This is a genomic window from Oxobacter pfennigii (assembly GCF_001317355.1).
In the GTDB taxonomy this organism is placed as follows: Bacteria; Bacillota; Clostridia; order Clostridiales; family Oxobacteraceae; genus Oxobacter; species Oxobacter pfennigii.
Genome location: NZ_LKET01000041.1, coordinates 70,946 through 84,321, shown reverse-complemented (window position 1 = coordinate 84,321; position 13,376 = coordinate 70,946). Strand labels below are relative to the sequence as shown.

14 protein-coding genes are annotated in these 13,376 nt (G+C 46.4%); 9 read left to right on the top strand and 5 right to left on the bottom strand.

The features are described from left to right. Positions 1-41: 41 nt before the first annotated feature. On the top strand, positions 42-815 hold the full coding sequence (gene ku, locus OXPF_RS16080; protein ID WP_054876246.1) for a non-homologous end joining protein Ku: 774 nt from the start codon (positions 42-44) through the stop codon (positions 813-815). A 4-nt stretch (positions 816-819) separates the two neighbouring features. Continuing rightward, entirely contained in the window at positions 820-3,261 is a 2,442-nt protein-coding gene (gene ligD / locus OXPF_RS16075) for a DNA ligase D (RefSeq protein WP_054876245.1), read from the top strand. 35 nt (positions 3,262-3,296) lie between these two features. On the opposite strand, the gene OXPF_RS16070 is transcribed toward ligD, so the two are convergent. Together OXPF_RS16070 and OXPF_RS22895 are read right to left on the bottom strand one after the other, a co-directional pair. After that, positions 3,297-4,070 carry a hypothetical protein gene (locus OXPF_RS16070; protein WP_054876244.1) on the bottom strand — a complete coding sequence of 258 codons (774 nt, stop codon included), beginning with the start codon at positions 4,068-4,070 and terminating at the stop codon, positions 3,297-3,299. Positions 4,071-4,418: 348 nt separating this feature from the next. Continuing rightward, positions 4,419-4,595: a hypothetical protein gene (locus tag OXPF_RS22895; protein WP_201779732.1), complete on the bottom strand. Its 177-nt coding sequence runs from the start codon at positions 4,593-4,595 to the stop codon at positions 4,419-4,421. A 798-nt stretch (positions 4,596-5,393) separates the two neighbouring features. On the opposite strand from OXPF_RS22895, the gene OXPF_RS16060 reads away from it, so the two are divergent. After that, positions 5,394-6,854: a ParB/RepB/Spo0J family partition protein gene (locus OXPF_RS16060; RefSeq protein WP_083480006.1), complete on the top strand. Its 1,461-nt coding sequence runs from the start codon at positions 5,394-5,396 to the stop codon at positions 6,852-6,854. Here OXPF_RS16060 and OXPF_RS22610 read toward each other — a convergent pair. Then, on the bottom strand, positions 6,817-7,044 hold the full coding sequence (locus OXPF_RS22610) for a hypothetical protein (RefSeq protein ID WP_160317244.1): 228 nt from the start codon (positions 7,042-7,044) through the stop codon (positions 6,817-6,819). The genes OXPF_RS16060 and OXPF_RS22610 overlap by 38 nt on opposite strands. A 106-nt stretch (positions 7,045-7,150) precedes the next feature. Between OXPF_RS22610 and OXPF_RS16055 the strand changes: the two genes are divergently transcribed. From OXPF_RS16055 to OXPF_RS16035, 5 genes are all read left to right on the top strand, one after another. Beyond that, entirely contained in the window at positions 7,151-7,504 is a 354-nt protein-coding gene (locus OXPF_RS16055; RefSeq protein ID WP_054876242.1) for a DUF7768 domain-containing protein, read from the top strand. Continuing rightward, complete coding sequence (locus OXPF_RS16050) at positions 7,497-8,204, top strand: antirestriction protein ArdA (RefSeq protein WP_054876283.1); 708 nt, start codon at positions 7,497-7,499, stop codon at positions 8,202-8,204. Before OXPF_RS16055 ends, OXPF_RS16050 begins: the two co-directional genes overlap by 8 nt. A 50-nt stretch (positions 8,205-8,254) precedes the next feature. Continuing rightward, positions 8,255-9,043 (top strand): DUF6674 family protein, encoded by a 789-nt coding sequence (locus OXPF_RS16045; protein ID WP_054876241.1) that lies wholly within the window; start codon positions 8,255-8,257, stop codon positions 9,041-9,043. A gap of 75 nt (positions 9,044-9,118) precedes the next feature. Further along, entirely contained in the window at positions 9,119-9,592 is a 474-nt protein-coding gene (locus OXPF_RS16040; protein ID WP_054876240.1) for a PcfB family protein, read from the top strand. After that, positions 9,579-11,411, top strand: a complete 1,833-nt coding sequence (locus OXPF_RS16035; RefSeq protein ID WP_054876239.1) for a VirD4-like conjugal transfer protein, CD1115 family — start codon at positions 9,579-9,581, stop codon at positions 11,409-11,411. Before OXPF_RS16040 ends, OXPF_RS16035 begins: the two co-directional genes overlap by 14 nt. A gap of 99 nt (positions 11,412-11,510) precedes the next feature. On the opposite strand, the gene OXPF_RS16030 is transcribed toward OXPF_RS16035, so the two are convergent. Both OXPF_RS16030 and OXPF_RS16025 read right to left on the bottom strand, forming a co-directional pair. Next, positions 11,511-11,891, bottom strand: coding sequence for a hypothetical protein (locus OXPF_RS16030; RefSeq protein ID WP_054876238.1), 381 nt, complete (start codon positions 11,889-11,891; stop codon positions 11,511-11,513). Positions 11,892-11,913: 22 nt separating this feature from the next. Then, entirely contained in the window at positions 11,914-12,873 is a 960-nt protein-coding gene (locus OXPF_RS16025) for a caspase family protein (RefSeq protein WP_054876237.1), read from the bottom strand. A gap of 290 nt (positions 12,874-13,163) precedes the next feature. On the opposite strand from OXPF_RS16025, the gene OXPF_RS16020 reads away from it, so the two are divergent. Next, positions 13,164-13,376: a Maff2 family mobile element protein gene (locus OXPF_RS16020; RefSeq protein WP_054876236.1), complete on the top strand. Its 213-nt coding sequence runs from the start codon at positions 13,164-13,166 to the stop codon at positions 13,374-13,376.

Sequence of the window (13,376 nt, the reverse complement as noted above, 5' to 3'; positions counted from 1 at the left end):
TATTTTAGTTGGAAACAATAACCTTGGAGGTGTTTTAAGCTATGGCGTCACGTAAATCGGTTATAACTTTTGGCATGGTGGCAATCCCAATTGCCATGTACACTGCCACCCAGGACAATGACATCCATTTCAACCAGCTGCATAAGGAAGACAACAGCCGCATCCGGTACAAGAAGACCTGTGCCCACTGCGGCAAGGAGATAACTTCGGAAGACATTGTAAAGGGATTCGAGTATGATGAAGACAAGTATGTAGTCGTCACAGACGAAGAGATTGAAAAAATCAAGACGGAAAAAGAAAAATCAATTCAGATTCTGCATTTTGCCCAACTGAACCAGATTTCACCCGTCTACTATGATAAAACATACCAGGCCTCGCCCCAGACAGGAGGAGAAAAGGCCTTTGAGCTGCTACGCTCCGCACTGATGGCCGAGCAGAAGATAGCGATAGGCAAAACCGTCATGGGCACAAAGGACACCTTGATGGCAATCATCCCACGGGAGGACGGTATCCTTATTTCCACCATGTTCTATGCCGACGACATTAAAGAGCTTCAAAAACAGTATAATAAGCCCGATGTATCCAAACAGGAACTGAATTTGGCAAAAACGCTGATCAATTCCATGGACACACCCTTTGATCCTGCAAAATATAAAGACGAATACCAGGCCAGGCTCCGCGAGCTCATTGAGACCAAGATTTCCGGAAGGGAAGTCGTGGCTGCTGAAGCCGGCGGCGCCGGAAAAGTTATCGATCTTATGGAGGCCCTCAAAGCCAGCGTAGAGAATGCTAAAAAAGGCAAGGAGTCGGCATGATTTTATGACCGGAAACTTAAGGGAGTACAACCAAAAAAGGAATTTTGAAAGGACCCTGGAGCCGGAAGGAACGACAGAAGATACTAAAGAAGGTCTTAAATATGTCATACAGCACCATATGGCCCGCAGGGACCACTATGATTTGCGCCTTGAATGGAGAGGAGTCTTTTTAAGCTGGGCGGTGCCAAAGGGTCCTTCCTATAATACCCATGACAAGAGGCTGGCCGTGCAGGTGGAGGACCACCCTTTGGAATACAGGAACTTTGAAGGGACTATTCCCAAGGGGGAATACGGCGGCGGAACAGTCATGCTCTGGGATGAAGGCTATTGGGAGCCCTATGGGAATGCAGATGAGGGCTTAAGTGAAGGCCAGCTTAAGTTTGTCCTTTATGGAAAACGTCTCAAGGGAAAGTGGGCTTTGATCCGGATGAAAGCAAAGCCAGGCGAGACAAAGGATAACTGGCTTTTGCTGAAGGAAAAAGATGAGTATGTCAAAACTGATGACGGGATATCGGAATATACTACCAGCATCAGGACCGGGCGCACCATGGCTGAAATCGAAGGGGGAGAAGATGAAAAAATTATAAGAAACCCCTTCAGCATGGCCGATGTGCAGCTGGCAAAATTGGTCAATAAGATTCCAGAGGGTGAGGACTGGCTCTATGAGTTGAAATACGACGGCTACAGGATCATTGCCTTTGTGGAAGGCAACGGTGTCCGGCTGATGACCAGAAACGGCAATGATTATGCAAGGAGGTTTCATGATATTGCCTCTTCCCTAATTGATTGGGCTAAGGATAAGGCTATTGTTTTAGACGGTGAAATAGCAGTAACGGACCCAGCGGGCAAGACGGATTTTCAGGCTCTGCAAAACTATATGAAAAATCCCAAGGCCCAAAAGCTGACATATATCGTTTTTGATGTCCTGGCTCTGGATGGCGCGGATCTTCGGGGACATCCTTTGATTGACAGAAAAGAAATGCTTGAGAATTTGATGAAGGATGCCCCCAAAAACCTCTACTACAGCCGTTATGTCAGAGGAAAGGGAAAAGAAAGTTTTACCGCGGCCTGTGAGGCAGGGATGGAAGGGATAATTGGCAAAAAAGCCGATTCCGTTTACAGCGGAACAAGAAACGGTGACTGGATCAAGCTTAAATGCAGTAAAAGGCAGGAATTTGTCATTGGAGGATATACGGTTTCCGATAAAAAAGCGAGAGGGATAAGTTCCCTTCTCCTTGGAATATATGAAGGCGGGGAATTTGTCTATGCCGGGCGTGCAGGCACCGGCTTAAGCCAGGCTGATATAAAAGTGCTTGAGGAAAAATTTGAAGGCTTAAAGAGGACGGAACCGCCTTTCGAACCCGCACCAGAGCGAAGGCCCAATGAAAATGTTACATGGCTTGAACCAGAATTAGTGGCGGAAATCAAATTTGCCGAATGGACCAAAGATAACCTGTTAAGGCAGGCAAGCTTCCAGGGCATACGGACAGACAAAGACCCTAAGGATATAAAAAGAGAAAAAGCAGAGGATGAAACACAGCCTGAAATATACTCAGAAGAAGCGGAGAAGCCAATGGATATAAATGCAAACAGCATTATTATAGAAGGAATAAAAATTACCAACCCGGGCAAGGTGATATTTGATGATCCTGAAATCACCAAGGAAGATGTGATCCGGTATTATGAAAAGGTGTCTTTGCGCATGCTTCCTTATGTGAGCCGCAGGATCTTAAGCATTGTACGCTGTCCTAAGGGAGTATCGGAAGCCTGCTTCTATAAGAAGCACCCCGGTCCGGGAAGTAAAGGAATCATAACAATACCTATTACTACAGGCAGCGGAGAAATGGAAGACTACTTCTATATTGAGAATACATCCGGGCTTATATCCGAGGCACAGATGGGTACGCTGGAATTTCATATTTGGGGAAGCCTTGCCGACAACCTTGAAAAGCCGGACATGATGGTATTTGACCTGGATCCGGATGAAGGTATGGAGCTAAGCCAAGTACGTGAGGGTGTCAGGGATATCAAAAGCATTCTTTCCGAGCTTTCACTGAACTCGTATTTAAAGACCAGCGGAGGCAAAGGGTACCATGTGGTCGTACCTTTAAAACCGGCCGTGGACTGGGATGTGTTTCATGGCTTTGCAAGGCGCGTTGCCGAAGTCATGGAACAGAAGTGGCCCGACCGTTACACAAGCAACGTAAGAAAAGCCAGGCGTGCAGGCAAGATATTCATCGACTGGATCAGAAACGGCAGGGGAGCTACAAGCATTGCCCCCTATTCCATAAGAGCGAGAAAAGGAGCAAAGGTATCCATGCCCATCACCTGGGATGAGCTTGACACGGTTGCTCCCGACGGTGTAAATATGTCAGATGCCATTATGAGAATCGGCAGCATCGACCCATGGAAAGATTTTTTCAAGAATGATCAGATGCTTAGGTGATGGAGCTAACTTAATATAAAACTATCAGGTAATTTTCAGGCGCCGAAACTGAAAAAGGGCCAATTCTTTTCCCGATGAAAGCTCAAATAATTATCAAACCGGCGAACCTCACCGCGATAGATATGGAAGGGCAGGGGCTCTTTAAAGTAAGTGCGGTTGACTTCTATTATTGCTTCTGCAAGGCGTACTTTTTCCGGGCCGGTAAATAAGTCTTCTATATACAAAAGGGTAATATGGCCCATAAAGCCGCGCTTTCTTTCGATGCCCAAATCCATAAGTGCAGCATTCTGATAGACAGCATCTCTAAAACCCTGGAGGCGGTGAAAGTCGTCCTCAGCTGATGCTGACAGCACCGCCGCAACGATCCCGTGCATTAAAGAGATTCCCTTAATCTCAAATTTCAGCCTTTTCTCGGACGGAAGAACTCGAAACAAGGTATCCAATGCATTCAAAACATCCTGTTCTTTTATGCCAAGAATGCTTTTTTCAAACAAATCACCCGAAATAAGACGGGCTAATGTCATATGCAGCGCCCTTTCAGGAGCAGCGACGAATTTGCCGGAAGGAATTTTCCCTTCAATGTCTGCCTGTGCCTTAATCAGTGTCTCATAGGGCATTCGATTTGCGGCATCATCCCCGCAAGTAGGAGTAATCAGCGTGAAACCGGAATAAAACCGGGGAGTGAAGGAGCCGTCTTTATCCTTAACAAAATGCCCTACCCGGCTCAACGCCGCAGCAGAGTTTCTTATTGTTTCGGCCTGGACAGCCGTATTCATTAGCCGCGCATATTCCTTAAAATTTATTTCCATAGCAACAGCCCTCTTTTATGATTTTTTATAATATTGCAATACACTTACCATAGATTTTATATTTGTTTGCCTGTGTTTAAAAGATGATTTATGTAAAATTTATATTATTTACAGGGATATTTATCTTGGCATGAAAGAATTAGAAAATCCCCCTTATTTTAAGGGTGAGGTATATGATTAAACACTTTCAATAAACTACTATTCGGTAGTGCAATTGATTTTATAAACTCTTCCTGCTCAATACTTGAAATTGGTTCAATAATTTTCCTAAATATATTCTCCATTTTACTATAATTGCATCTTATTAATGTATCAGAACTCGCCTCTATCATTTCTTGTGATTTAATTTCAGAAAAATCTACTAGAAATATTTACGGAGCGAGTTTCCCCAGCCCATTCATAAATATCTTCAAAAATATGTTTATGAATATTTAATAAATGTTGGAAATTTAAATCTCCTTTTATTGGATGCATTTTTATGTCTAAAATCTTAATAGCTGTAATCTGGCGCTCTGCTTCTTCCAACAGGTCACCGTTTTCTATATTTAATTTATTCCTCAAAATAAAACTATCGGGCTTCCTTATTGGATATAAATCCAAAACAATAGAAAGGTGTTTTTAATTTCTCCACTCTGCATGAAAGACATTAAAAAATCCCCTTACTGTTGTGGAAATTAAACAAAATTCAGGCATATTTTATTACATTTGAGGCAAAGACATTTTAAGACACTGGTGTTATAGTTAAGTATAACGACGGTTTAGCAAAAAACAGATTAAATAATAAAGCAATAAAATTTACACATTTTATTATTGAAAGGATGGCGATGCGATTAAATAAAAAGTAATATTTTAAATTTCAGTTTAAAATCTTTTGTATCAAGCTGCAATATGAGCCAAATGTAATAGGAAAACTGCAAAATAGCCCGGAATAAGGGCAAAATAAAATAAAATTTGAAGCTATCACATTACACAAGACACCGCCTTAGTGAGACTATGGGCGGTGTTTTTGTATGGTAGCGGTCACTTCGGGCCAATATGTCCCGAAGTGGAAAGGAGGGATTGCAATATCCCCACCGGGTTTGATTGAAAAATCAGGCCCTTTTTTTGTGCCATTCAAAGATGAAGGAGGTATAGCGCATGGCAAAAAATGAACCAAACGGGCCGGATGATGTAAAGACCACGCCCGTAAATGAAGCTTCGGCAGAAAAACAAACCGCTCCTGCCACCACACCGCCAGAGATTGCCGGTGACACTCCTGCCCCGGAAATGACCGCCGAGGAAGTGGCAACACTGGCCCATGAGGGCGAAGCGGCATTGCAGGAAATGGGCGAAGCAGAAATTGAGCCGCCCGCACCATCCGATATTGGCGGCGAACATATTCCCGTCCCCGGCGACGTTGTTGTGCCGTTTGACAAAATCAATGAGCTTGTATCAGAAAAGCAGAAGGCGGCGCGTGAGGCCAAACAGACCACCGCCCCGGAAAAACAGGAAACAGAGCAAAAGAAACCCTCCCAAAAACAGGTAGGGCAACAGGACAAAGCAGCCCCGCAGGAAGCAAAGGACAGTGAAAAAGAGGATACCCGCCAGGAGTGGGAAAAGCCGCTTTCCGAAGTTGAAGCAAAAAAGGAACGCAAGCCCCGCGCTGAAAAACAGAAACCTGCCACCGAAAAAAAGACTCCGGAAAAAGAGCCGGAGCTTACCCCTGCCCAAAAAGGTGGACAGACGCGAAAGGCCCGAAAAGCGGAAGTTATTGACTTCATAGAAGGAAAACGTACTTCCCCGTTGCCGGATGGCAAGCCTATTTCAGATGCAAAGAAAAAGGCCCCGGTGAAAGAGGAAGTCCCTACTCCGGAGCCGGAGAAGCCGCCGGAGCCGAAGGAGGCTCCGCGCAAGGGTGAACCGGAACAGATTGTATATATTAACCTGTCCGAGCTACACGCCTTCAAAAATCACCCGTTCGCAGTCCGGGACGATGAAGAAATGCGGGCTATGGTGGAAAGCGTCAAAGACAAGGGCGTTACGCAGCCCGCCATTGTCCGGCCCCTTGAGGACGGTGGATATGAAATCGTATCCGGCCACCGTCGCCAGAAAGCCAGTGAGCTTGCCGGGTTTTTTGAAATGCCCTGTATCGTCCGCAATCTCACTGACGAGGAAGCCATCACGCAGATGGTGGAGGACAACACCAACCAGCGTGAAAATATCCTGCCAAGTGAACGGGCCAAAGCCCTGAAAATGCAGTTGGAGGCTATCAAGCGTCAGGGTGCGCGCGCTGATCTGTCCACTTCGGGTCAAGATGCCCCGAAGTCGGAAAACGGGCAACGCTCCAATCAGATTGTGGCCGAGCGCAACAAAATGACGGTCAAGCAGGTGCAGCGGTATATCAAGCTCAACGACCTTGTACCCGACCTGATGAAAATGGTGGACGAGAAAAAAATCGCGTTCACCCCCGCCGTGGAAATGGCGTATATCAAGCCCAAAAATCAGCGGTATATCGCCGTTGCCATTGAGGGCCAGCAGTCAGCCCCGTCGCTGTCACAGGCACAGCGTATGCGTGAGCTTGACGGAAAAGGCATCTTAAATGCCGATGTGATTGACGGTATTATGTTGGAAGAAAAAAAGGAGGCAGACAAAGTGATTATTTCAAGTCAGGAACTTTCGCAGTATTTTGGCAAGGACAAAACCCCGCGCGAAATGAAAGACACCATTATCAAGCTGTTGGACGAATGGAAAGGCCAGCAGAAGGATATTACCAAGCCAGAAAAACAGGCCGAACAGGAAAAGTAACATCGGGCCAAGTTGACCCGATAGGGTTTTGCGGGGCGCTGCCCCGCGCCCCGAAGCTCAAAGGATATAATATATTCCCCGTCGCCATGTACGGGATAGCATAACCGGGAAAGTCTGTCAAGAGCTTGCCGCCGTAGGCGGTGCTTCGCACTCTTGACAGGCTTCTCCGGTTATGCTTTAAGGCTGTCAAGCGACGGGGATATATATTCCTTTGAGCCGCTCCCTTTCCAAGAGTGGAAAGGGCGGGGGGATAGGTTGACACATTCAGCGCAACAAGAACGGAGGTGCTTTATTACATGAAACGACCTTTAGCATACATCACAGCCGCATGGAGCGGCAACCGTAACACAGACACAAAGCAGGCGGCGCAGTATTGCCGGGCGGTATACGAGGCAGGTTTTTCCCCGGTTTGCCCTCTTTTGTATCTCCCGTTATTTCTCAACGATGCAATCCCGGAGGAACACAAAAGCGGCATTGACATGAGCCGTGACCTTCTGCGCCGCTCTCATGTGGTGGTTGTCTGCGGTGACGGCATGAACGAGGATATGAAAAACGATATTGCCATAGCCGGACGGCTGAACATCACGGCAACCACGCTGGACGGCATTTTGACGGTCAAGGGACAGGGCCGTGCGAAAAACAATGCTTGAAGCCTATGTCACCAACCTTGGACGGTATAACGAGGGGCATTTGGACGGGGAGTATCTAAAACTCCCCGCCACAACCGAGGACGTACAGGCTCTTTTGAAGCGTATCCATGTGGACGGAGTACGGTATGAGGAAATTTTCATCACGGACTATGAAACCGATATTCCCGGCTTGCATGACTGTTTGGGCGAATACGAAAGCATTGACGAGCTAAACTATCTGGCCTCACTGCTGGACGATATGCCGAAATGGGAAGCCGAAAAGTTCGCCGCCGCTATGGAGTTTGGAGAACACACCGGGAGCGTCAGGGACTTAATTAACCTCACGCAAAATCTGGATTGCTTTGAGCTTTATCCAGGCATTGAGGACGAGGAAGATTTAGGCCGCTATTATATTGAAGAAATGTGTACGTTGGAAATCCCGGAGCATTTGGAAAACTACATCGACTATGAGGCATACGGGCGGGATATGAGCATGGACGATAACGGACATTTCGTGGACGGCGGCTACATCGTAAACAACGGTGACAGCTTTATCGAACATTACAGCGGCAGGGACGATGTACCGGAGGAATACCGCATTTTCGCCTACCCCGAACCGGAAAAATCTATTCATAACGCCCTAAAACAATATCAACAGATGATTGACAATGCGCCGGTTCCCACAAAAGGCCGTACCGCCCCGGCCTGTGAGGAACGCTAAAGCCTCTTCGGGCCATGTCGACCCGAAGTGAGAAAGGAGGATAACACCCTATGGTAAGAAGTAAAACTGCCACTGCTCCTATTTTGGAAAACGAGCATGTCAAAGAGCTTTTAGCAATTATGAGGGAAAACAATGCCCCATCAACGCAGGATTTTCTTGCTGTACTGAATCAGGTCGGCGCAATGGAGCGCCAGCTTGACGCGGCGGTAAAGGAGCTTGCCGCCATGCGCCGGGAACTGAATGAGGCGCGGGAACAGGCTCATCCTGTTAAAACCGCCCTGCAAATCGCGGTCAAGACGCTGGATAAAAACGTGACTGCACTGCGGGAACGGCTGGATGCTGTAAAGCAGACTGTAATTGAGGGCTGCAAAAACGCCGTGGACGCTTTCCGGGAAAAAGGAATTTCCACGCTGGATAACATCGTCCGTTTTTTCAAGGTGCGGCCCATGCTGGAATCCATGCGTGACGATTTGGGCAAAAGCATCCGGTTCAGCGAAGCGACAATTTCAAATATTGAACTTGTGAGTACCGAGTATCATGAGGCCGGGCGGCATATCAAAAATATGGTTCGTGCTATGGCTGGAAAGGAAGCCATACAGGACGCTAAATCTGTGGGAAAGCTGGCTAAGGCGCTGGAAGCTCCCTTCAAAGCCGAACACTCCTGTCTTGTTTCCATCAAAAAAAGCATGGAGGCCGCTATCGGAAATCTGGCCCGGTTGGAAGAAAGGGCAAAGCCGTCTATCCAAAAGGCAATTCAAGCACACAATGAACAGATTGCACAGGCGAAAAAAGACGCTCCCGACATTGCGCGCCCCCGCCCTGCCAATGTGGAAAGGTAGCCCACTTCGGGTCAAGTTGACCCGAAGTCCCCCGCTTGTATGGATTGCCCTATATGGCAGGAAAGGAGGTTTTTCATGCAGGAAGATATAGAACGCCGGGCGGTTGCCGTTTCGGTAAACGCGGCGAAGCTCTCCGCAAAAACTCTGGCAAAGGCACTTGCGGCGGCTTTGCGGAAGATCCAAAAAGACTATCACAAAGCACAGACACCCCAGGGCAAGCAGAGCGTCAAAAAGCTGATGAACCACCGTGTTTCCACGAGCGCCCTTCCGCTGGACGGGGAAACCAAACTCTTTGATCGTATCGCCCGGAAATACAATGTTGACTATGCCTTTCACAAAACCGGGCCGAAAAAATACCTGCTGTTCTTCAAGGCCGGGCAGGCCGACGCAATCACGGCGGCTTTCTCCGAATACACCAGGCTGGTGTTGGGCCGGGGAAAAAGCAAACGCCCCTCTATCCTGCAACAGTTAAGGCAGTTTGGGGATAAAGCGCGGTCACGGCCCCGCGAACAGCAACGGAAACGGGAGGTGGCCCATGAGGACAGATAAAATCAGGATGTATGTGCTGCCGAACATCCCCTACCTGTTTATTTTCTGGTGCTGCCTGAAGCTCGGCACAGCCTACCGCCTTGCGGCGGGGGCAAACTTCGGAGAAAAGCTGATCGGCATGATGAACACCACAGGCCCGGCGTTTGGGACGATAGTGCCGGGCCTTGTCATGTCCGATTGGCTCATTGGCCTTGTAGGGGCCGTCATAATCCGGCTGGTGGTGTGGAACAAGGTAAAAAACGCAAAGAAGTTCAGAAAGGATGTGGAATACGGTTCGGCCCGGTGGGGAACGGCAAAGGACATAAAATCCTTTATCGACCCGGTTTTCAAGAACAACGTCATTCTAACCGGGACGGAATTTCTCACCATGAATACCCGTCCCGCAAACCCCGCCAACTCCCGAAATCTTAACTGCTGCGTGATTGGCTCCTCCGGCTCCGGCAAAACCCGGTTTTGGTTGACCCCACAGCTTTTACAGGCTCATTCCTCTTATGTGGTGGTTGATCCGAAAGGCGGCGTTTTAGGGCAGGTCGGTTTCTTCCTGAAAAAGAAAGGTTACAAAATCAAGGTATTCAACAGCATCGACTTTTCCAAATCCATGCACTATAACCCGCTTTCCTACATAAAGACGGAAAGCGACATTCTGAAATTCGTCAATGCCCTGATTACCAACACTAAGGGCGACGGCAAGGAGGGCGACGAGTTTTGGGCGAAAGCCGAAACCCTTTTGTACTGCGCTCTTGTAGCATATATCGTCTTTGAGGGGCCGGAGGAAGAACGCAACATGAATACCCTTGTGGATATGATTAACAGCATGGAAGTCAAAGAGGACGATGACAATTTCCGCAATGCTGTGGATTACATGTTCATGGGGCTGGAAAAACGCAATCCCAATCACTTTGCGGTGCGGCAGTATAAGAAATATAAGCTCGCCAGCGGTAAGACGGCAAAAAGCATTCTGATTTCCTGCGGCGCAAGGCTTGCCCCTTTCGATATTCCGCAACTCCGGGAGATTATGAGTTATGACGAGTTGGAACTTGACCGCATGGGCGACCGGAAAACGGCGACTTTCTTCATCATCAGCGACACGGATACCACTTACAACTTTATCGTAGCCCTTGCCTTTTCACAGATGTTCAACCTGCTCTGCGAACGGGCCGACAACAAGTATTCGGGCCGCTTGCCCCATCATGTACGGGTTCTGTGGGACGAGGCGGCAAACACAGGGCAGGTTCCGCAACTGGAAAAACTGGTAGCTGTTATCCGCTCCCGTGAAATTTCTTTATGCTTGTTCTTACAGGCGCAGAGCCAGTTAAAGGCGCTGTATAAAGACCATGCCGAAACCATCATGGGCAACATGGATTCGGTCATCTTCTTGGGAGGCAGGGAGCATACCACCGTTAAGGAGCTTTCGGAGGCTTTGGGGAAAGAAACCATTTCCATGTACACGGAAAGCCGGACGCGGGGTCAATCGGAAAGCCACGGTCAAAATCTGCAACGGCTCGGAAAAGAGCTTATGACGGTGGACGAACTCACCACAATGGACGGAAGCAAGTGTATTTTACAGCTTCGCGGACTCCGTCCCTTCCTTTCCCCGAAGTATGACCTGAAAAAGCACCCTTGCTATCAATATACTTCCGAAGCCGATAAACGCAACAGCTTCGATATTTCTACCCTGATAGACCGGCGCATGGAGGTAAAGCCGGATGAGCAATACACCGTATATGAGGTAGACGCACCCGGAGAGGATACCGCTGCTGATACAGACGAGGATATTCTTAACTATGATGATGTGGACGATCCGGATGCGTTTGCATAACTTCGGGTCAAGTTGGCCCGAAGTGGAAAACACCCGCCAGATTTATATCTGACGGGTGTTTATGAATACAATTTAATGTTCCAAAATAATAGGGAATTCTTATGTATTTTGATTGATCCATGTTTCCAACGAATCTTTTCGCTTAGAAACAACAGATATATCTAATGCTGAAATATCAGCACTAGTGTTATCAGTAACTTTAACAGCAACTACAGGTTTTCCAATACTAATTGCGAATCTTATTTCCTCAATTGACATCCCATTGTTATTCGCTGGTCGGTTGGAACATACTACTACGCTAGCATATTTAATCTGTTTTTGAATCTGTGGGTCAACGTTGAACCTCTTATCAATACTATCAAATGGTGAACTGCTTGGTACTGAATAATCTCTGACCTTAAATTTTGTACGATCCAATAGGGCACTAATTTCAGAATAATCATCATTATTCCAACGATGCGGTATAAATACATTAATCATTACTTTTCCTCCTTAATGGATATTAAAATCTCGTATCCTTAGACAATTTCCAATAATGTAACCCAAGAGCCGTTAATTTACAAGACTTACTCTTCATAGCTGCAAAATACATATAATCTTCATCTACCGGTTCAACAAGGCCAACACTTTGAAATAATTGAAGTTCCTTGAATATATTTACATTTTCTTCTTTTGAGTATGGCTCAACAACTTCATGTTGGATACTTGGATTATTAGTAAATTCAAATGATGGATCTAATTCAAATTTATCACTTGGGGAATCAAAGTACTGACCCAGCTTGCGTAAAATATTTTTAGGAACCCTGGGTTCTATATCACGAATCGAAAGAAATTGTGATATATTTGTTTTAAAAACTGGTCGTTGCTGCCATGCACCAAGCGACTGATCAATGAAAGCGTATATGCCTGCTGGTGTTATTCTTCCAGTTATGTCAGCCGCGCTTCCTCTTAAACCTTGCAAAAATAAACTTGTGAAAAGACCTTGGCCATTACTTTCCATAGACACTTCGTCTCTATTGCTAGCTGTCATTATAGTAATGCCTTCACCAAGAATAGATTCAGTACTTTGAGTAACGGAAGACTCCCCTAATTTGCCAGAAAAGCAACAATCCAAAATGATTATTTTATTCTTACATTTTGAACGATTTGCGCACCCTAAGACATCAGCCATAGATACGCCTAAATCTCTACCCCGATAATCAGGAGTTACAAGGTGTCCGCACTCACTCCCGTGGCCTGAAAAATACAATAATGAAGCATCAGCATCACCAACAAATAATTTTTCAATTAAGTCCAAAAATTCAGCTTTTGTCTGCACATTAAGATTCAAAGAAACGTCAAAATTGGGGGAACCATCTCCATTTGTTTTTAATAACTCAGCCACAGCGTTGGCATCATTTACACATCCATTTAGGGGAGCTGTTGGATAGTTGTCAATGCCAATTATTAATGCTTTTTTCAAGAAATCACCTCACATTTCCAAATTATTGCTAAATTATAATTTTTACCTAACCTATTAAGAAGTTCCTTATTTAACAACCACTTATTTCACTTAGGTGGTTGTTTTCATTATATACCAAAATTTTCAATAAAACAACGAGAAATGAGGAGATTTTCATGATTCGTGCTCCCCCCTAAACCCTGCTAAAACTGAATATAGAACTTCGGGTCAACTTGGCCCGAAGTCCCATGCCGCCAGTAATGGCGGTTTTTTCATATCCAAAATCAAAATAGAAAATGGAGGTACATGCTATGCAATTCTTTACAAGTGCAGTAGATACCCTGCAAACCCTTGTCGTAGCCCTTGGCGCGGGTCTTGCCGTGTGGGGTGTTATCAACCTTTTGGAAGGGTACGGGTCGGATAATCCTGCCGCAAAATCGCAAGGGATTAAACAGCTCATGGCAGGAGGCGGCGTTATCCTTTTGGGGACTACCCTTGTGCCGCTGCTGTCCGGCCTGTTTTAA